The organism is Waltera sp., assembly GCF_046969025.1.
Classification (GTDB): domain Bacteria; phylum Bacillota; class Clostridia; order Lachnospirales; family Lachnospiraceae; genus Acetatifactor; species Acetatifactor acetigignens.
This window is the reverse complement of sequence record NZ_JBKVQF010000006.1, coordinates 161,237-180,112: the sequence shown is the minus strand read 5'-3', so window position 1 is coordinate 180,112 and position 18,876 is coordinate 161,237. Positions and strand designations below refer to the sequence as shown.

Sequence of the window (18,876 nt, the reverse complement as noted above, 5' to 3'; positions counted from 1 at the left end):
AGAGTGCGGACATTCAGACACCGGATATGTTAAAACTTCCTGTGCCGGAAGCAGAATATGAAAATGTGGTTCTAAAGCCGAGCGAGTTCCAGAAAGACATGGTAGCGTCCCTAGCGGAACGTGCCGAAGCAGTCCGGGACAGGCAGGTACAGCCTTACGAGGACAACATGCTAAAGATTACCAATGACGGAAGAAAGCTGGCACTTGACCAGAGGCTGCTCAACGATATGCTGCCGGATGAGGAAAATTCAAAAGCGGCAACCTGTGTGGAGAAAGCCTATGAGATATGGCAAGATACCAAAGAGCAGAAGTCAGCACAGTTGATTTTCTGTGATTTATCGACACCGAAGGGCGATGGCACTTTCAATGTGTATGAGGATATAAAAAATAAGCTCATGGAAAAAGGAGTGCCGGAGAATGAGATAGCATTTATCCATGATGCCAATACAGAACTCAGAAAAGCGGAGCTGTTTGCAAAAGTAAGAAGCGGACAGGTTCGTTTTTTATTAGGTTCCACCGCTAAAATGGGAGCCGGTACGAATGTGCAGGACAGACTGATTGCATTGCATCATCTGGATGTGCCTTGGAGACCTTCTGACATTGAACAGCAGGAGGGAAGAATCTTACGACAGGGCAACCAGAATGATAAAGTAAAGATATTTCGTTATGTTACGGAAGGTACGTTTGACAGTTATTCATGGCAGCTCATTGAGAATAAGCAGAAATTCATCGGACAGATTATGACCAGTAAATCCCCGGTGCGAAGCTGTGAGGATGTGGACGAAGCGGCACTTTCCTATGCGGAGGTTAAGGCACTTGCAACAGGTAATCCCTACATAAAAGAAAAGATGGATCTCGATATTCAGGTATCGAAATTGAAACTGATGAAGGCAAACCATACCAGTCAGAAATACAGGCTGGAGGATAACATCACACAGCATTATCCGCATCAGATCGCTATTTTCAAGGAACGTATCGAAGGTTTTACCGCTGATATGGAAAAATATGCGAAAAATAAGCCGGAGGATAAGGAACAATTTTTCATGCAGGTGGGAGGAAAGCCATATACAGATAAAAAGGAAGCAGGAACTGCAATCATAGCCATGTGTAAGGAAATCAAAGGCATCAATGCCAGTGCGGATGTAGGGGAATATCTTGGATTTAAGCTGAATGTAACTTTTGATTCTTTCAACAATAAATTTGTAATGAATGTCAAAGGAGCCATGAGCCATCCGATGGAAGTCGGCACTGATCCGCTCGGAAATATCACAAGAATCAACAATGCACTGGAAGCAATGCCAGCACAACTTGAGGAAGCACAGACGAAACTTTCCAATGTGGAACATCAGCTTGAAACAGCAAAAGCAGAAGTAGACAAGCCGTTTCCGCAGGAAGCGGAGCTTTCCGAGAAACTGGAACGTCTTGCAGAACTTAATGCCTTGCTTAACATGGATGAAAAGGGCGATGATGCGATTGGCATGGATGACGAAGCCACGGAACCGGAAAAAACACATGAAGATGTGAAATCGGTGGATAAAAAAGGGGATGAGGTTGCTGATATGCCAGCAAAGCAGAGTAATCTTGGAAAAACGGTTACGGATGATAAGCTGTCAGACCGACCAGCAGAACGGACTTCATTGCAAGAAAGGCTCGCAGCAATGAAGGCAAGAGTGTCTGGGACACCTGCAGGAAGGGATGCAGTGGATAAGGCAAAGGGGAAAGATCAGATTTTATAAAAAAAGTTTTATTCCCAACTTTATTCCCAACCTGTCAGCACTATTCGGGTTGGGAATAAAAGCAGGATTATTAAAAATGTTATAGCAGTTGATGTAAGGGCAGTCAGTAGTGGCTGCCTTTTATCGTACAAAATGGAGGTCATTTATGGCAGAAAATTGTTATTGGTAGGAGCATGTGGCAATGAGGATTGGCAGATGTTACCGTTTTGCTTGGATGCGCAATCAGGAATTGTATCAGATTGTGAAAATGCAAAGGAGTATCGAAAACTTATAGGGTTACAGATATAGTAAGAGGCACGCCCAAATTTCAGGTTTCGTTCCATTCTGTAAAGAAAAATGAATAAATGTCGATAAATATTATGAGCTAAGGATGGCGTCTGTTTTCAAGGGATTGAATGTGAAAATAGACGCTGTTTCTGTTTGGATTGGAGGTTATATTATGAGAATACAAGCGGCAAATACATTTTATACAGGTACTTACTCTGTTTTGAATACGAAGTCATCATTTCCATATGCTGTGAAAGTTGAAGGTTACGGAAATACAAGAAACCAAAGGAGTTTATTTCAGTTTGCACATGTGACAATAACAGAACATATGGTAAATGCAAAATATGGTACAAAGATTACAAACGGTTCGAGAGTGCAGATGCAGACCGCAGGTAGTAAGAAAAAAGAAGATTGGACTGAGGTTTCCAAAGAACAGTTGGCAGAAGTAAAACTACCGGCATCATTTGATAAATTGAAAGAACAAAATTCTTATTTTTATCATGGAGAAAACATATCGGATTATGAACTAGTGCAAACTGCAGTAGCATTGGGGAAAATGGAATTACCAACAGATGAGAAAAAGTGTATCCCAGACAGAGTTGCAATGGATGCATTTGAAGTGCTTGTCAGAGACCAGGCGGCTCCAAAAAACTCATGGTCAAATACATTGTATTCGGAAGATGGAAAATATACCTTTACAAAGACTGAAAGCGGAAGATGGCAGATGCATTTGATTGATGATGCTGCCATAGGTGCATCTTTGGAAGATATAGCAAATTGGATGATGAGCGGCACGCCCAATAGAAATATTGAGACACGCTACCTAAATTATCTTCATACTGTTGATCCGGATTTATATAATGTGGCGATGCGAATAGGTTCCGAGGTTCGTTCTTATGGTTTTATGGAGGATTTACATCAGCAGGGAGTATTAAGTGATAGTCAAAATCAGTATGATATGAGTCTGTTGGGTATGTTATTCGGTAAAGATGCGGATAGTATGCGTATGATATTGAATGGGTGTAAGGAGTCTGGTAATTTTTTGGAATTATTGGATTTGTATAGCCCGGATGGAGCAAAATCGTTGGATAAGCTTCGGGAACAGCAATATAAGCACGGTGGAATTGTTTAATATAGCGAGTTTTATGACAGGATATGAAAAAGCAATTAATTCTCGAAGTAGAAGAGTGTGAAACACTAATGTAGCAACGGAGGTAAAGACAAACAGCAAGGACAAAGTGCAGGAATACTATGAGAAACTGTGTAAAAAGTTCCCGGAGATTACTTTTAATACGGGTAGCAGTCTTATGAGTGGAAATGAAAATAAAGTGGTAATAAATCTTTCTAGCGAATGTCTAAAGAAAATGGCAAATGATCCGGAATTTGCCAAGAAAGTAGAGTTTAATTTAACTGGTGCAGTACCGGGACAGAATAGAATGTTTGCACAAGCCAAAGCTGATAATGCAGTGATACATGGTGTTACAACTGTAATAGATGCCGATGGGAATGCTTCTGTTACTTGCGGAGGTATGACAAGAACCAGTGGTTCAAAACAAAATTCAACTACATTGAATGCGGAAAAGAAACAAAAAGAAAGATTATAGAAAAAGCGTGAGGAAAGAAAAATCTCAGAAGAAAAGGCAGCTAAGAGACGGGCAGAGAAAAAGGCGCAGTTGGAGAAGCTGACAGAAGATGAAACGTTTACAATATCAGCTACTGGCACTGATGTAAAAAGTGTTACGCAGAACCTCTTAGCTGCGGTTTCTGGTACATCTGCGCCGACAGGGGCAAGTTTTGATATAAAGGCATAAGGAGAAATTGTTCATATTCCGCAAGGCGCATAAACCTTTGCTTTTGCGGACTGCCCGGACTTATTGCAAGGGGGCAGGGGCGGCAATATAAAAAATTGATGACAATGGAGGATTAGGAAATGGCTATTAATGGAGTCGGACATAATTATGATTATTTGGGAACGACTACAAATTATATACGGGGAAAAGCAACTGTTAGGGAAGCAATCTCAAAGATGGTGAAGCAGTAGGCAAATCTTTCTATTTCTGATGCAGGAAGAAATATGCAGCGGGAAATGGCAAGCAAATTTGAACCCGATTCGGATTATACCAATGTCAGGGAACTGACAATACAAAATACAAATGAGGTTGCTTGGGAACACTATACCGCAATGCGGGATATTAGCAGCCTAACATTAAAAGACGGGAATTATAATGTTGAAGATGTGATGAAATCTATAATGGATACATATGAAACCCGTTATAATGAAATCGTAAAAGAACATGAAAATGGAGATCGTGAAGTTTCCTACGAACTTACGGGGAAAAGGTCATTGACACTTGACGAAGATTTAGCCGGATTGGACGAAGCCTTTAAAATGCGTCTGGCAAATTTAGAAGGATATATTACCTGTCAACAAACCAATAAAGCATTTGAAAACGCAGGCAGTTCATGGTATTTCCGTAGAAATAGCCCTCAAAATGAAGTAAAAACACAAGATAAGGCTCAAATGTTTGATACAAAATATCAGAAAACCGCAGTATCAATAATGGAGCAGGCTAAAGAGAAGTTTTTGGTAGCCTTTAAAAGTATAAATTACAAACAAGGAACAGCAACAAGCATACTATCGGATATTATGAAAAAGTGCTGATAAAGGAGGATTAAAAATGGCTATTAGTGGAGTAGGACAGAGTTATTATCAGAACAATGTTGCAACAACGAAAAGTACAAAGAGCGTAAACAGCACGGGAGAAACGGGCAATACAAAGGAATTATCAGAAGCGGAAGAAATGGCGATTTTCAAAAAGGAATTTTATGCTGAAATTGATAAGATACCCAGAAATAGAACTATAACCAATGTGGCTATCAACATATCAGAGGAAGCATTTAAGAATATGAAAGATGATCCGGAGTACAGGGAAAAGATATTATCAGCACTTAAACGTGACTTAACTTCGTCCTTTGCACCGTTGGAAGCTTCTATGGTGCTCACTGTAGGAGCTACTGCTAAAGATTATAGGGGCGATTCATGGTCTGGTGTTAATAATCAATCGGAATTTTATGCTCGTTCACAAAACAGTTTTTATAAAAAGACAAGCAACAAGAAAGATAGACAAAAAGAGCTTTTGGAAGAATATCTGGAAAAACGGGCGCAGGTTAAAAAACAGCAGCAGGAAATGTTGAATGAAAAGATTGCAAAGCAGGAACAGGAAAGAAGCCGATTATTACGGTCGTGGAACAATGAAAGGCTGTTGTCAAAAGCGTCTAATGCTTATGAAGCAAATGCTATGACGGAAGCGGTTACGGATAGTGCTTTTAAGTAAGGAGAAAGAGATATGTCAATTACATTTTTAAGTCATCCTATTCATCTGCCGGATTTTTTCAAGTTTGATAGGGAATATTTGGGAAAACAGGAAAGCCAAAATGAAGACCAGAAAGTGTTTCATAAGGATATTTTAGAGGTTTCTCAATTATCGAAAAACAGGGAAAATTTAATGGATAAAATTAAGCATACAGTTGTGCATTCGGTTACATCGTTCAGCGATATGAGAGCCGGAATATTAAAAGAAATTAGGGAAGAAAAAGGGCAGTATGACTATACTGATGTTGTAAATGCCTGCGGATTGAGTTATGCAAGGCTGTATTCTGAAATTGAACAGCGCTATGAAAATGAACAGTATTATAAGGTAGATGGGACGCCGCTGACAAAAGAAGATGAGATAGAGTGGCTGGATATACAATTTGAGCAGGAAGCGGCATGGCAGAAATCCTGTGCAAGAATAGCAGCCCAGGGGCAGGTCATTCAGGGGAAAATTTTTGAAATGCCAACAAAAGAGATGGAAGAATTGGAAGACAGCTTTTATCAAGCGAAGGATGCTTATATGAAGCTGTACCGGGAAAGCAGGCAGGTGGGGAAGCCGCTTGTTTTGCAAAATTATATATTTGGCAATGGCCGGATGTATGAAGTGCTGAACAGATTAGGTAATTTACAGGAGAGGGTGGAATAATGCGGGTTAATTTATCCAACAGTTCATTGCAGAACAGATATTTTTCAGGAACAGGAAGAAGTCATTCAGATGTCAGGTATGAACGAGCATCTGTTGAATTTCAAAGGTCTTATGATAGATGAGGTTCAACGGGTAATCATTCGGGAAAATCAGGAGATAGAGCTTACATATACCGAGTTTGAAATCTTGAAGCTTTTTGCAAAGCATCCGGGAATAGTGTTCAGTAAGGAACAGATTTATGACATTGTGTGGAAAGAATCCTATTCCGGCGATTACAACATCGTCATGAGCCATATCCGGAATATTCGGGAGAAGATAGAGGATAATCCTAGCAAGCCAAGCTATATACAGACTGTTTGGGGAGTTGGTTATCGGTTCAATAAAAATTTAATAGCATAGAAACAGGCAATTAAGAAACAAAATCTTGGTTGTCTTTTTTATTTGTAAAAACATTTACAGTGACAGGTGCAGAAAGGAGACAGGAGTACATTGCAGAAATCAAAACGAATACGGGCAGTAATGATAAAGGTTTATAAGTGAATATCGTAGTTATGCAAAGGCAGTCAATAATGGCTGCCTTTTGTCATGCAAAAAATAAGCAGATGGAGGAAATACTATGGCAGAATCTAAAACAGAAAAACAGAAAGTACAGGAAATAACGGAGAAGCTAGAGCAGGGTATCAAGGAGCTTTTTGAAAGCGAGAAGTACAAGACTTATCTGAATACCATGTCAAAATTCCATAATTACAGCTTTAACAATACTATGTTAATTGCGATGCAAAAGCCAGACGCTACGTTAGTGGCCGGATTCAAGGCTTGGCAGAAGAATTTTGACAGGCACGTTAAGAAGGGGGAAAAGGGTATTCGTATCCTTGCCCCGGCACCCTATAAAATCAAAGAGGAGAGGGACAAGATTGATCCGGTCACACAAGAACTTTTACTTGATAAGGACGGAAATCCGCAGAAAGAAGAAGTCGAGATAACAATTCCGGCATTCCGGGCAGTATCCGTTTTTGATGTGGCGCAGACAGACGGAAAGCCGATACCGGAACTTGCGGCAAAGGAGCTTCTTTCAGATGTGGAAGGGTATCAGGATATGATTCGTGCGGTAGAAGCTATTTCGCCAGTACCGATTGAACTGGAGGAGATAGCCGGAGATTCCAAAGGCTACTATGACAGGGAAGCAAAGCGGATTGCGGTGCAGGAAAACATGAGCGAGGGCCAGACCTTAAAGACCATGATCCATGAGGTGGCTCACTCCAAGCTGCATAGCAAGGAAGTGGAGCAGGATGAGCAGATGAAAAAAGACCGCAATACCAAAGAAGTGGAAGCTGAGAGCATAGCTTATACAGTATGTCAGCATTTTGGAGTGGACACTTCCGATTATTCCTTTGGATATATTGCCGGATGGAGCAGTGGCAGAGATACCAAGGAACTGAGAGCTTCCATGGATACGATACGGAGGACAGCTTCGGAGTTGATTACTGGGATAGAGGAACAATTACAGGAGATACAAAGGAACAGAGAAGTATCACAGGAACAGACAAAGGAAAGTATTCTGCTTATACAGAATACCGATCTTTCAGAGTTCAGCCTGCTTGATGTTTATGGCATGGACAGACCGGAATTGATGCAGGCATTATCGGAAATGTCGGATGATGACAAGTTGAGCATACAGGCGTATTTGGAGAGCAAAGGCGCATGGACGGCAGAAATCGGCAATCAGGATTCCGGAGAGTACGGAGAGTATCATCTGGATGTGCGTTATAACACGGATACAGATGAGCTGATTGATATGAAGGAGAGAAAGGCAGCCCATGATAAGGCAATGCAGGAAGAACTTGCAGAGAGTGATTCCAACAGGGAAGCACAGCTCTTGTATGGAAATACTGACAAATATGGCATTTATCAGTTAAAGGATAATCCGGAACTGGATAAGTTTCGTTTTGAAGGAACGGAAAGCTTGAAGCGTATGGGAATAACCAAGGATAATTTTGATGCAGTATTGCCGGAAAATTATAAGCTCGTGTATATGGGAGAACTGGCAGAATTGCAGGGGCAGACACAATCGGAAACATTGGAAGCAATCTATACAAAGTTCAATATTGACCATCCGGCGGATTACAAGGCACATTCCCTGTCGGTTAGCGATATTGTGGTATTACATGAGAACGGGGAAAACACCGCACACTTTGTAGATTCGTTTGGATTTACAGAGCTGCCGAAGTTCATGCTGACACTGGAGGGCAAAGAGAATGAGATAGAGACGGAGCTTGCGGTTCATATCGCAGACCGTTATATCCTGATGCACGAATGTGAGGAGGGATATGATTATTCCATTCTGGATGAACAGTACCATTTGCTGGATGGCGGTGTCTACGATAACCCGGATATTACCATTCGCAGGGCAATGGATATGGTGATTGCAAATTTGAAAGAACCGAGGTTTTCAGCGGTCACAGAGCAGTATTATCGTGATGAATTTTTGCAGGGCGAGGTGTATGCAGGTTCCGAAGCAGAGATTGTTGATTTTGAGGAACTTTCGGAGAAAGCCGAGGAAGTGGAACAGGCAGATTTGGAAGCAAAGCAGGCAGAATTTAGAGAGAACAATCCGGATGTGGTTGCAGATTTCCGGGCAAGGACGGAAGAACTGTTTCACAGTCTGGACGGACAGAGTGCGGAAGATATTGAAAAAACAGTGTATGCTTATGTGCGATCGCAGATTGATGAATACGGTCTGGATGCAGAAATTGTGGATGTGGTGGTATCCGGGAGCCGTTGCAGGGGCATAGAAAAGGAAAATTCAGATTTGGATGTAGTAGTAGAATACACAGGTTCCACCAGAGAAGATGACCTTTTCAATATGCTGCATGAGGACAGCATTTATATCGCAGGCATTCAGGTGGATATTAACCCGATCACAGAGGGCAGAACCGGAACACTGGAGACATATCTGCCGGAGGTGGAAACCTACCTGCAGGAGAAGGCACAGCAGGAGCAGACCAACAATCAGCTTGTCACGCAGGGCAGAGAAAACGCACTGGAACAGCAACCGGAAAAAGAAAAAATGATAGAAGAAAAGACACTTTCAGAATTGGAAAAAGAGCCAGTGGTTGAACCGGAGACAGTCCATATCACATTTACGGTTGCAGAATGTGGCGAATTTCACACTATGGGAGAGTTCCATGAGGGTATTGAAACGATAGAGGAAGCTATGCAACTCTACAATGTCATTGATCCGTCCCGTATGCACGGAATCCCTTCGCTTGGTGTAAATATGCACATTGACGGTACAGAAGAATGGGAAGATGAGGAAGCGGATATTGTCAGAGGAAATTGCATAGATGTGGATTTTCTGAATTACACACCAGAGCTTCGGGATACCCCCACAGTGCAGGATGCCCTTAAAAAACTGATTGCAGCATATCCGGATAAAGAGGTTAATGACAGGGAGACAAAGGAAGCAAAGATACAGACGATTGCGACAGAACTTGACCAGTTATCCTATGATATTGACACTTTTGAATATAGAGACTCGGTACCGGACAGGGAAGCACAGGTTCAAATGATTGCAAATGATATAAGAAGCGGTAATGTGAAGCCATTACAGATTTTTTTGCAGACATCTATTGATGAGGGAATTGACGAGGACAGCGAAAGACAGGCAAAAGAGCTGATTGCTAAGCTGGCAGAATATAAACCGCTTGCCAAAATCGAGGAGCTGGAGGAACAGAATTATAACATGATTGATGACAGGCTTAATAATGGTGTGGAGAAATTCAATCGTGAGGAAGAAAAGAAAGAACAGGCGGAAAAACCGCAGGCTCGTTCTTCCTTAAAGGAGCGTCTGGTGGCTAAGCAGAAGGAAGTGGCACAGGGCAAGAAAGATTCCAAAGAGCAGGAAAAATCAAAGAATACACACAGGGAGATGTAAGAATATGAATAATCCATTTACAGTTGAAGAAACAAATTTGATATGTATTTTCCAGAGTGACAGCAGAACAAAAGTTATAGAGGATATTCATAAGGCTATGAAGCATATCGACGATGATGAGCTTGTGGAATTGTCGGTGCGTGTGGCAGGAAAACTGGAAAGCATAGGTGATGAAGAATATGCCAGATTAGTGTTGGAAACGGCAGAATAAAAATATGGTAGTCATTAGGTGCCCCTTTTGACTACCGTTTTTTTGTTAAAAATTAAAGAGGAGCCGGATCACTCCGACTCCTCCAAGTATGTGTCCGCAAACACATACCCCAATTGCTATCTATAATATACTATAGGCAGGTAAAATATGCAAGCATTATATGGAATTTTTTAAGATGTTTAAGCGAGAGAACAAATCAGGATGAATCGAAATAGCTGAAACATTCGGGTTTACAGAAGATTCGTATTCTCTTGTAATCTTTTCAAATTCACGGATGAATGATTTGATCTCTGTTTTAGAGACTTTCAGTAATTTTAAGTAGTAACAGATAAGGATGATGTAATCGCCGATTGTTTTGAAATTTATGTACGGCATCCCCATTTCTAAAATCAGGCATTGTTTCATTGGTCTTGAAGGGTCCATTTTTTTGAAACGGGTATCATATACCACATCGTTGTGAGCAATGGCATTTCTTAAATCTTTTAAGGCATATACATATTTATAAAGTAATTCCCGGTAAGTATCACTTGATAGATTGATGCCGATTGCACGGGATACTTTTTCACGCATATCAATGGTCAGGCATGAAAGCAAATATCCAAAATCGCCCATAGTGAGAATTTCAAATATTGCCCATAAAGGAACTTCATTGTAATTGACATTATTATAAAAATGAGTGATTTTCGGATTCTCTTTTCGGTATGCAGCAGCAATGGCATTTTGTATGGAGCCTTGAAGATTTAGTTTGTTGTTCTGGTATTTCTTCTTTATATCCTCACGAGTTCCGGCAGGAGCATTCTTGTAGCTGCTGATTGCCTTATCGTACATATCATAGATACTGCTGGAATCAATTTCTGACATAATGGTGTTCAAAGCAATATTTTTAAGCGCAGTTTCTATAAACATCATTTTTCCATATAAAAGAGATTTTAATTTTGTATCATATTGTATGGTTGCGTTAATCTCATTATATGAAGTGAATGGAAGTCTGTTAGAGGAAGATACAAAAAAACGGTATCCTTTATATCCGTGAAAATATCCGGTATTGATTAGTTGTTGCTTTTGTGAACTCCCTGAGATGGAAATTCCATTATCCCTAAGATGCCGCATTAAAGCATCGGGTGATTTATAATCTGTATTTGCCATAGTCTCTCCTAAACATTTGTAATAATAAATTAAGTATAATACATGGGTTTAACATTAACAAGCTACAAGATGGGATTATTCTTTTTCCTAGACTGTTCTGAGGTAAAATCGGGCTGTGTCTGACCGAGGTATTGGCTCAAATTTTCCAGTTTTCGGTTTAATGATTGAACCTCTTTTTCACAATCTTTATAGGTGGAAGTCAGTTCATTTTTCTGTTTCATCAGTTCCTGATATTCTGCTTTTAGCTTATCAACATTCAATCCTTTTAAGTTTATCCCAGTCTGCTCAAGTACACGTCGTGCACCGCCATATAGAATGAGCTGGCTTTCGTATCGGCGGAAATATGCGTCTGGGTTCTTTGACTTTTTGTAGGCGATGTGATAGGAGCGGTTGGTTTTGTACTGCTCGGCATATTTGATGATTTCTGCAAGGTCTTTCATGCGGTGTTCCAGTTTCACAACGCTCTGTTTGGCAGATTTTCCCGCTTCGGTTTTCACAGTAATCTGATGCTTCAGATCGGAGAGAGAACCAACTTCATTATAGCTTTGTGCAGCAATCTTCAAATTCTCGATAGTTGCCCATTGCTGGAGTCCGGGACTGTTTTGAAATTTTTCATCCGAGGTATCAATGAGCCTGCGGGCAGAGTAGTCTTTTTTCGGAATGACAGATTTTCGCTCATGCTTCATTTCGATGCGTTCCCGGATACGTTCCTTTGTGTATTCCTTACCAAGCGATTTCGCACTGCCACGGACAAAACGTTCTTTATCCAGAGGACGGAAAGAGATGTATTTGGCAGCACTTTCTTCAAAAGATTCCCCTTTAATTTCATATCCTTTGGCTCTCATTAAAAGTAAGAAATCTTCGTATGTGGAAGCTGACTTGATGCAAAAATTGATGTCTCTTCTAAGCTGGGTTTTCCAAGTAGAGCCATTCTGCTCAGACTGCCATTCTTTATATTTTTTACCACGTTCACCACCCGGAATGATGATGGAAAGGTTATGCTCTTTGCATAGTTCATCACTTAGTTTCCGGATGTGGTAATACGACTGTTTGCAGTCGTGATATTTGTTATGCTCGATGTTATCAGCAGCACAAAATATGATGTGATTATGAATATGTCCTTTATCAATGTGTGTGGTGAGGACATACGAATATTTTCCTTCTAAAACCTTGTCAGCAAGTTCTTTTCCAATGCGGTGAGCTTCCTCATAACTGACTTCTCCCGGAGCAAAAGCCTGTATCAGATGATAGGCTTTGTTAGGACTGTTCTCACCGCAATGGTCAAGGGTGTACTTAAAGTCAATCGCTGCTGTTTCTGGCGCACACGCATAAGATGAAACATAGATTTGCTCATCAGTTTTGTCGGGGTTGCAGATGTAATCTATTGCTTTATCAACGGTTGCTTTGATAGCATGGATTTTTGTGTATGCCATACTTTATTCATCAACTCCTTTACTTCATTCATATCGTCCTGATAGATGTTTCCAGTACTGTTTACCCGCTTTGCAATCTGATTCAGACTGGAGCTGATTCGTCCAAGCTCTGTATTATAATTTCGCAGATAACTGTAATCGACATCATACACATATCCATATAAAATCAGTTTGCGTAAAAAGGCTGACATGCTTTTCATGCCGGATGCTTTGAACTTGGTATTGAGAATGTATTGCTCATCATCACTGAGATAAAATTGCACCGGATTAGTGCGGTTTCGGTTTGCCATTGTGCCACGTCCTTTCTAAATTTGGGTACAAAAAAACTGCTGTAAAATGTTCGATTTTTACAACAGTCTGTTTCGTGTTTTATTCAATTTTGGGTGTAATTACCCATAGCAAATTGTAGCAAAGACAGTAGGAAAGGTCAAGGTATTCCACCGGAAAACCGAAGAAAAATCAAGAGAGGGTTAGGGATACTTCCCTATGGAAATTCAACCACACAGACGATAGGAAAGTGTGAGGGATTTCGCCTGTGTCATGACACAGGCAGTGCTTGCTATGTATCCTTTTAGGCACTCCCAAAGGGTGTGCTATGTATGTATATCCAAAGGGAATAGCTAAAAAGAAAAGGAAAAGTGTACTTAAGAATGGTATCTTAGGAATTCTTTAATAATTTCTTAGGTGGTTAGTTATAAAAAAGTCAAATTATTCTGATATAATAATTATGGAATTATTTTTGAAAGGAAAAGCAAAGTATGAATTATAAAATTCTTGTCGTTGATGATGAAAGTGAAATTGCAGACTTAATAGAAATGTATTTGCAAAATGAAAATTATACTGTCTATAAATCTTATACTGCACAGGGGGCATTAGATTATATTGCGGATATAGAATTTGACCTTGCCATTCTTGATGTTATGTTACCAGGAATAGATGGGTTTCAGATATGCAGGAAAATTCGAGAAAAATATACTTATCCTGTGATTATGCTTACAGCTAAAGACGGAGAACTTGATACAATTACAGGTTTGACAATGGGAGCAGATGATTATGTTACGAAACCATTTAAACCCTTAGCTTTAATGGCAAGAGTAAAAGCACAGTTATGGCGTTATAAAAAATATAGTAATGATGTTGAGACGGAGGCTGCAAAAGAGACAGAATCAATTATTACAACGAGTAATGGTTTGATAGTGAATATAAATGCTCATACATGTTCTGTTAATGATGTTCCGTTATCCTTAACACCTACGGAGTTTAAAATTGTACAGGCGCTTTGCGAAAAAAAAGGAATGGTTGTGACATCCGAAGAACTATTTAAGGCTGTATGGGCAGATGAATATTATGAAAAGAATAGTAATACCATTACTGTTCATGTGCGGCATTTGCGTGAAAAAATGGGGGATGCGATAGATGAACCTCGATATATAAAAACGGTATGGGGAGTGGGATATAAGATTGAAAACTGAGAGAAATGATTATTCGAGAATGAAGCGAAAAGTGTTTATGCAACTTGTGATTATGCTTGTCATGTCAGGCATAGCAGTATTGCTTTTATATAATTTTCTGCAAGGAAAAATTGGAGTATGGGGAATAGGTTTGCTTTCATTATTGCCGGGAATTGATTATGAGCAGGCATATAAAATCTACGAAATGATTTTTAGAGAACATTGGACTGAATTTATGTTTGCTGCTATGGCAGTCGTATTTTTGATATTGTTTCATTTTTCACTTACATGGTTTGGAAAATATTTTGACTCTATCAACAAAGGGATCAACGCTCTTTTGAGCCAACAGCCTGAACCGATAAAAATGCCGAAAGAAATGCGTTTCGTAGAAGAAAATCTGCAAACGGTTCAGCGGACATTAGCAGAACAGAGAAAAGAGGCGGAGCTTGCAGAACAGAAAAAGGATGAGTTGATTTTATATTTGGCACATGATATAAAAACACCGCTTACTTCCGTTATTGGTTATTTAAGTATCTTAGATGAAAACAAAGATATGGAGCAGGAACAGCGAGAAAAGTGTATTCATGTAGGATTAGAAAAAGCAACAAAACTTGAAAAACTTATCAATGAATTTTTTGAAATTACGAGGTTTAGACAATCTGATTTTGCTCTTTCAAAAGTAAAAATAGATCTTCACTATATGTTGATACAGCTTGTAGATGAATTTACTCCATCGTTACAAGCAGCTCAGCTTGAAATTGAAATCAATATGCCAAAAGATGTGTATATATTCGGCGATGCGAATTATCTTGCAAGAGCGTTTCAAAATATTATTAAAAATGCAATCGCTTATAGTGATACTAATTCAGTTATTGTTATTTCCGCAGTATACCAAACAGACAAGGTAGTCATTTCTGTAATCAATACGGGAGATACGATTTTACCGGAACAGCAGGAACATATTTTTGAAAAATTTTATCGAGCTGATGAAGCAAGACAAGGAAATACAGGAGGTGCAGGTCTTGGTTTAGCAATCGCAAAGAATATTGTTGCTTTACATGGAGGAAATATTACGGTAGAAAGCGAGAATCGCAAAACAGTGTTCATCATTAGCTTACCGGATATAACCACAAAACAAAAAGGAAATTCTAATGAAAACCTTTAGTGTTTCTTAGGAAATTATCATAATCGACTTAATACAAAGCCTGATGCTTTTCGGTACAATAATACCAAAAGCTGTCAGGCTTTTTACATGAAAGGAGAATTTGTATGGAACTATCTATTGAATGTTTATCGAAACGATTTGGCTCCAAAATCGCCGTAAACAATATTTCTGTTACATTGCAGCCAGGGGTTTATGGATTACTGGGTGCAAATGGTGCAGGAAAAACAACTTTGATGCGTATGGTCTGTGATGTTCTCAAACCTACATCAGGAAGAATCCTATACAATGGAAAAGAAATTGAACAGTTAGGCGAACATTATCGCAGTTATCTTGGTTACTTACCACAGGATTTTGGCTATTATCCGGATTTTACTGCAAAAGAGTATCTGAATTTTATTGCCGCAATTAAAGGAATTGATACTGTAACCGCAAAAAAACAGATAACAGAACTTTTAAAAATTGTTAATTTATCTGATGTGGCAGAAAAGAAAATCCGCACTTTTTCTGGTGGAATGAAGCAGCGACTTGGTATTGCACAGGCAGTTATCAATGATCCGCATATTCTTGTCTTAGACGAACCAACAGCAGGACTTGATCCCAAAGAGCGAATGCGGTTTCGTAATCTTATTGCAGAACTTGCAAAAGACAAAATCGTTATTTTATCAACACATATTGTTTCAGATATTGATTACATTGCTGACGACATTTTGATGATGAAAAAAGGCAGTTTAATCCTGAACTGTTCAACCGAAAAAGCAATTCATAGTATGGATGGAAAAGTCTGGAAGTGTAAACTTTTACAATCACAGATTAACGAAGTAAGTGAACGCTTCCGGGTGGTAAACTTGCACCATGAACAGGGAAATGAAGTCTTGCTGCGTGTTGTTAGTGATACGCAGCCAATGTGTGGAGCAGTCAATGTTCCACCAACGCTTGACGATTTGTATTTATATCATTTTCAAGATGAGGAAATTAGGAGGGACGAGGAATGAAAACATTATTTGCTCTTGAATTAAAAAAACTTACCAAAAAGCGAATGAATATCATTGTAATTACAGTTTGCTTAATATTGGCTGGGATATTGTTTTATCTTCCTGTAAGCCAGTTTATTGTGCTTGATACAGACGGAAAACAAACAAGCGGTATGGAAGCAATCGCTATGGATAAAGAATTTTCAAATAGCAATGCGGGTAAATTGACGAACGAAAAAATCAAAGCAGACATTGCGAAATATCAGGCTCTCTTTGATGATCCGGAGAATGTTTCCAAAGACGCTACGCAAAAATCATTGAATGATAGTGCATATTTCAAATACTTCTTCCCATATTCAGATTATTGGAAATTGATAAATGGAAATTATGCTGCTCCATATGCCTACGATTCTTCTTTTTCCGCAATTACGAATATGGATTTGGAAAATAACTTTGATTTCTATGCAACTCGTGATGAAAAAGTTGAAACACTACTAAATCAAGAATATGACGATTGGAATTTTTCGGACAGTGAAAAAACATTTTGGTTAAATCGTGTTTCATCTGTTTCAACCCCCTATGAATACAGTTATCATACCGGGTGGGAAACATTACTTAGCTGTTTGGAATTGTTTGTAATAGGCATTATTGGTATCTGTATTTGTGTGGCAGGAACTTTTTCCGGTGAATATCAGTCTGGTGCAGACAGCATTATACTGTCGTCACGATATGGAAAATCAAAATTAGTTACTGCTAAAATTTTAGCTGCATTTGTATATAGTTTTTTGGCATTTACTCTATTAATTTTGGCTGGCTGTGGTATTCTGCTTCTTTCTTTTGGTATTGATGGTTGGAATTTACCTGTTCAAGTACTGAATACAATCGCACCATATAATTTGTCATTATTGGGAGCAACATTGCTTGCGATTGCTACATTATATCTTGTTATGATTGGTATGGTTGCTATTACGCTTCTTTTATCAGCTAAAATGAAATCTTCTGTTCCTGTTTTGTCAATTATTATACTTGCAATGATATTACCAATGTTCTTGGGTATCAGCGAAACAAATGGTATTTGGAATCGTATTCTTGTGTTATTGCCTTATCGAGCAGCACAGCCGGTTTTCTCTGATGATTTTTACGGGTATTTTGGCTATCCATTGGGCGGAGTTACTTTTGATGTAGTAACAGTAAGAATGTTTGTATATGCTGTAATCACGCTGATGTGTATTCCTTTTGTACGAAAGACTTGGAGAAAACATCAGGTGGCATAGGAGAATTATATAAAAAGGAAATTCAATTTATGGAGGAGGTGGTGCTTTTGGGAAGTTACTGATTTTATCCTTTGAAGATAATGAAGAACATATTATCAATCATATTTTATCATGGCTGAATGAGGAAACAGAAGTCTTACGACATCGGATTGCCGATGAAGAAAAACTGATATTTGATGGACTTCACATTGATGAACATAAGCGGGTGGTGGTTCGGGAAGATAATGAAATTGAGCTGACTTACACAGAGTTTGAAATCTTATTATTGCTGGCACAGAATATCGGCAGGGTATTCAGTAAAGAGCAGATATATAATCGTGTTTGGAAAGAACCTTATTTTGGCGATCATAATATTGTCATGAGCCATATACGCAACATACGAGAAAAGATAGAAGATAACCCAAGCAAGCCAATCTACATACAGACGGTATGGGGTGTAGGCTATCGTTTCAACAAAAATTTAAGCAGCGGTCTGTAAAGAAGAAATACAGATCACTGCTTATTTTTCGCTTCTGACACCTAAAAGATATTCACAAGATACATGGAAAAATTCAGCAAGGGCAACCACTTCATAATCTGGTACAAAGCGTGTTCCTTGTTCTATTCGTAATACAGTCAAATCGCTAAATTCATATCCGGCAAGTTGGAGCTGTTCTGCCAGTGCTTTTTGCGATAGCTGCCTTTCAGTTCGCAATTCCTTTACTCTCTGACCTATCAGATTTTTGGAATTGCTTTCTTTATTCCAGTAAATTTTCATATCATCACCAACTTTCTAAAGATGAAGTGCCACATGATTGATTTTACGGAATAATCTTGATAATATACTTCTAAAGATGAAGTGCGGAAAAATATTGTTGTAAGAAATTTAAGGATTGATAATACTGCCTGCAAAATGCAATACTTATATGGAAAGGTGGATACAAAATGAATGAAGTATTTGAAACAATAGCAGAGGTATTTGAGGAGCTTCGGAGTGAAGCAGGAGAGTGTGAATATTCTGTTCAGACGAAAGAATCGGAAAAGGCAGATAAAGCATTGAAAAAGGCGAATCGGGAATATGAAACGGTGTTGGCTGAGCTTTCCGCAGAACACAGAGAATTTTTTGAAAATTATATGGATATAGTGGATCACGCTCATTTTCAAGAAGAACAAAGAGCCTACTATCAGGGGATGGTAGATGTAATGCAGATATTTGACGGACTGGGGATTTTAAAGGAAAGAAACAAAGTGAAAGAAGTGCTTATGCATATCAAAAAATAGTTCAAACAG

General features: G+C 39.1%; 20 protein-coding genes. 16 read left to right on the top strand and 4 right to left on the bottom strand.

Annotated elements, in window-relative coordinates; all coding sequences use genetic code 11:
* The 10 genes from ACLTOH_RS05105 to ACLTOH_RS05060 form a co-directional block, all read left to right on the top strand.
* The coding region (locus tag ACLTOH_RS05105; protein ID WP_412223524.1) for a helicase-related protein at positions 1 to 1,736 on the top strand (1,736 nt) is incomplete at its 5' end.
* A 439-nt stretch (positions 1,737 to 2,175) separates the two neighbouring features.
* Entirely contained in the window at positions 2,176 to 3,135 is a 960-nt protein-coding gene (locus ACLTOH_RS05100; RefSeq protein ID WP_021960360.1) for a hypothetical protein, read from the top strand.
* A 106-nt stretch (positions 3,136 to 3,241) separates the two neighbouring features.
* Positions 3,242 to 3,607: a DUF6033 family protein gene (locus ACLTOH_RS05095; protein ID WP_008118586.1), complete on the top strand. Its 366-nt coding sequence runs from the start codon at positions 3,242 to 3,244 to the stop codon at positions 3,605 to 3,607.
* 69 nt (positions 3,608 to 3,676) lie between these two features.
* On the top strand, positions 3,677 to 3,814 hold the full coding sequence (locus tag ACLTOH_RS05090; protein WP_007889061.1) for a hypothetical protein: 138 nt from the start codon (positions 3,677 to 3,679) through the stop codon (positions 3,812 to 3,814).
* A 263-nt stretch (positions 3,815 to 4,077) separates the two neighbouring features.
* The gene (locus ACLTOH_RS05085; RefSeq protein WP_227700707.1) at positions 4,078 to 4,665 is read left to right on the top strand and encodes a hypothetical protein; all 588 of its coding nucleotides are present in this window, start codon (positions 4,078 to 4,080) and stop codon (positions 4,663 to 4,665) included.
* 16 nt (positions 4,666 to 4,681) lie between these two features.
* On the top strand, positions 4,682 to 5,338 hold the full coding sequence (locus ACLTOH_RS05080) for a hypothetical protein (RefSeq protein ID WP_008118593.1): 657 nt from the start codon (positions 4,682 to 4,684) through the stop codon (positions 5,336 to 5,338).
* Between the two features lie 12 nt (positions 5,339 to 5,350).
* The gene (locus tag ACLTOH_RS05075) at positions 5,351 to 6,022 is read left to right on the top strand and encodes a hypothetical protein (RefSeq protein WP_008118594.1); all 672 of its coding nucleotides are present in this window, start codon (positions 5,351 to 5,353) and stop codon (positions 6,020 to 6,022) included.
* A gap of 69 nt (positions 6,023 to 6,091) precedes the next feature.
* Positions 6,092 to 6,421, top strand: coding sequence for a winged helix-turn-helix domain-containing protein (locus ACLTOH_RS05070; RefSeq protein WP_117947817.1), 330 nt, complete (start codon positions 6,092 to 6,094; stop codon positions 6,419 to 6,421).
* A gap of 217 nt (positions 6,422 to 6,638) precedes the next feature.
* The gene (locus tag ACLTOH_RS05065; RefSeq protein WP_412223523.1) at positions 6,639 to 9,956 is read left to right on the top strand and encodes a YodL domain-containing protein; all 3,318 of its coding nucleotides are present in this window, start codon (positions 6,639 to 6,641) and stop codon (positions 9,954 to 9,956) included.
* A gap of 4 nt (positions 9,957 to 9,960) precedes the next feature.
* On the top strand, positions 9,961 to 10,167 hold the full coding sequence (locus ACLTOH_RS05060; RefSeq protein WP_412223521.1) for a transposon-transfer assisting family protein: 207 nt from the start codon (positions 9,961 to 9,963) through the stop codon (positions 10,165 to 10,167).
* Between the two features lie 156 nt (positions 10,168 to 10,323).
* Here ACLTOH_RS05060 and ACLTOH_RS05055 read toward each other — a convergent pair whose 3' ends face one another.
* From ACLTOH_RS05055 to ACLTOH_RS05045, 3 genes are all read right to left on the bottom strand, one after another.
* Entirely contained in the window at positions 10,324 to 11,313 is a 990-nt protein-coding gene (locus ACLTOH_RS05055; protein WP_117831463.1) for an Abi family protein, read from the bottom strand.
* Positions 11,314 to 11,375: 62 nt separating this feature from the next.
* Positions 11,376 to 12,746, bottom strand: a complete 1,371-nt coding sequence (locus ACLTOH_RS05050) for a relaxase/mobilization nuclease domain-containing protein (protein ID WP_412223520.1) — start codon at positions 12,744 to 12,746, stop codon at positions 11,376 to 11,378.
* The gene (locus tag ACLTOH_RS05045; RefSeq protein WP_118413182.1) at positions 12,695 to 13,036 is read right to left on the bottom strand and encodes a plasmid mobilization protein; all 342 of its coding nucleotides are present in this window, start codon (positions 13,034 to 13,036) and stop codon (positions 12,695 to 12,697) included. The genes ACLTOH_RS05050 and ACLTOH_RS05045 overlap by 52 nt, the downstream gene beginning before the upstream one ends.
* Before the next feature lie 468 nt (positions 13,037 to 13,504).
* Here ACLTOH_RS05045 and ACLTOH_RS05040 point away from each other — a divergent pair, with 468 nt between their 5' ends.
* From ACLTOH_RS05040 to ACLTOH_RS05020, 5 genes are all read left to right on the top strand, one after another.
* A complete protein-coding gene (locus tag ACLTOH_RS05040; protein WP_412223518.1) occupies positions 13,505 to 14,218 on the top strand; it encodes a response regulator transcription factor in 714 nt (237 codons plus the stop codon).
* A 19-nt stretch (positions 14,219 to 14,237) separates the two neighbouring features.
* Complete coding sequence (locus ACLTOH_RS05035) at positions 14,238 to 15,362, top strand: sensor histidine kinase (RefSeq protein ID WP_147403407.1); 1,125 nt, start codon at positions 14,238 to 14,240, stop codon at positions 15,360 to 15,362.
* 104 nt (positions 15,363 to 15,466) lie between these two features.
* Positions 15,467 to 16,354, top strand: coding sequence for an ABC transporter ATP-binding protein (locus tag ACLTOH_RS05030; protein ID WP_412223517.1), 888 nt, complete (start codon positions 15,467 to 15,469; stop codon positions 16,352 to 16,354).
* Positions 16,351 to 17,607 (top strand): ABC transporter permease, encoded by a 1,257-nt coding sequence (locus ACLTOH_RS05025; RefSeq protein WP_015521673.1) that lies wholly within the window; start codon positions 16,351 to 16,353, stop codon positions 17,605 to 17,607. Before ACLTOH_RS05030 ends, ACLTOH_RS05025 begins: the two co-directional genes overlap by 4 nt.
* Before the next feature lie 103 nt (positions 17,608 to 17,710).
* Positions 17,711 to 18,085: a winged helix-turn-helix domain-containing protein gene (locus ACLTOH_RS05020; RefSeq protein ID WP_334294566.1), complete on the top strand. Its 375-nt coding sequence runs from the start codon at positions 17,711 to 17,713 to the stop codon at positions 18,083 to 18,085.
* Positions 18,086 to 18,106: 21 nt separating this feature from the next.
* Here the strand turns inward: ACLTOH_RS05020 and ACLTOH_RS05015 are convergent, their stop codons facing one another.
* Complete coding sequence (locus tag ACLTOH_RS05015) at positions 18,107 to 18,364, bottom strand: helix-turn-helix domain-containing protein (RefSeq protein ID WP_118489394.1); 258 nt, start codon at positions 18,362 to 18,364, stop codon at positions 18,107 to 18,109.
* Between the two features lie 167 nt (positions 18,365 to 18,531).
* Here ACLTOH_RS05015 and ACLTOH_RS05010 point away from each other — a divergent pair, with 167 nt between their 5' ends.
* Positions 18,532 to 18,867 (top strand): hypothetical protein, encoded by a 336-nt coding sequence (locus ACLTOH_RS05010; RefSeq protein ID WP_118413176.1) that lies wholly within the window; start codon positions 18,532 to 18,534, stop codon positions 18,865 to 18,867.
* Positions 18,868 to 18,876 lie beyond the last annotated feature (9 nt).

What these genes read in the sequence shown, in the direction of transcription:
- ACLTOH_RS05100 (WP_021960360.1), top strand. Translation starts at nt 2,176, where the DNA reads ATGAGAATACAAGCGGCAAATACATTTTATACAGGTACTTACTCTGTT.
- ACLTOH_RS05085 (WP_227700707.1), top strand. Translation starts at nt 4,078, where the DNA reads ATGCAGCGGGAAATGGCAAGCAAATTTGAACCCGATTCGGATTATACC.
- ACLTOH_RS05080 (WP_008118593.1), top strand. Translation starts at nt 4,682, where the DNA reads ATGGCTATTAGTGGAGTAGGACAGAGTTATTATCAGAACAATGTTGCA.
- ACLTOH_RS05075 (WP_008118594.1), top strand. Translation starts at nt 5,351, where the DNA reads ATGTCAATTACATTTTTAAGTCATCCTATTCATCTGCCGGATTTTTTC.
- ACLTOH_RS05070 (WP_117947817.1), top strand. Translation starts at nt 6,092, where the DNA reads ATGTCAGGTATGAACGAGCATCTGTTGAATTTCAAAGGTCTTATGATA.
- ACLTOH_RS05065 (WP_412223523.1), top strand. Translation starts at nt 6,639, where the DNA reads ATGGCAGAATCTAAAACAGAAAAACAGAAAGTACAGGAAATAACGGAG.
- ACLTOH_RS05060 (WP_412223521.1), top strand. Translation starts at nt 9,961, where the DNA reads ATGAATAATCCATTTACAGTTGAAGAAACAAATTTGATATGTATTTTC.
- ACLTOH_RS05055 (WP_117831463.1), bottom strand. Translation starts at nt 11,313, where the DNA reads ATGGCAAATACAGATTATAAATCACCCGATGCTTTAATGCGGCATCTT.
- ACLTOH_RS05050 (WP_412223520.1), bottom strand. Translation starts at nt 12,746, where the DNA reads ATGGCATACACAAAAATCCATGCTATCAAAGCAACCGTTGATAAAGCA.
- ACLTOH_RS05045 (WP_118413182.1), bottom strand. Translation starts at nt 13,036, where the DNA reads ATGGCAAACCGAAACCGCACTAATCCGGTGCAATTTTATCTCAGTGAT.
- ACLTOH_RS05040 (WP_412223518.1), top strand. Translation starts at nt 13,505, where the DNA reads ATGAATTATAAAATTCTTGTCGTTGATGATGAAAGTGAAATTGCAGAC.
- ACLTOH_RS05035 (WP_147403407.1), top strand. Translation starts at nt 14,238, where the DNA reads ATGAAGCGAAAAGTGTTTATGCAACTTGTGATTATGCTTGTCATGTCA.
- ACLTOH_RS05030 (WP_412223517.1), top strand. Translation starts at nt 15,467, where the DNA reads ATGGAACTATCTATTGAATGTTTATCGAAACGATTTGGCTCCAAAATC.
- ACLTOH_RS05025 (WP_015521673.1), top strand. Translation starts at nt 16,351, where the DNA reads ATGAAAACATTATTTGCTCTTGAATTAAAAAAACTTACCAAAAAGCGA.
- ACLTOH_RS05015 (WP_118489394.1), bottom strand. Translation starts at nt 18,364, where the DNA reads ATGAAAATTTACTGGAATAAAGAAAGCAATTCCAAAAATCTGATAGGT.
- ACLTOH_RS05010 (WP_118413176.1), top strand. Translation starts at nt 18,532, where the DNA reads ATGAATGAAGTATTTGAAACAATAGCAGAGGTATTTGAGGAGCTTCGG.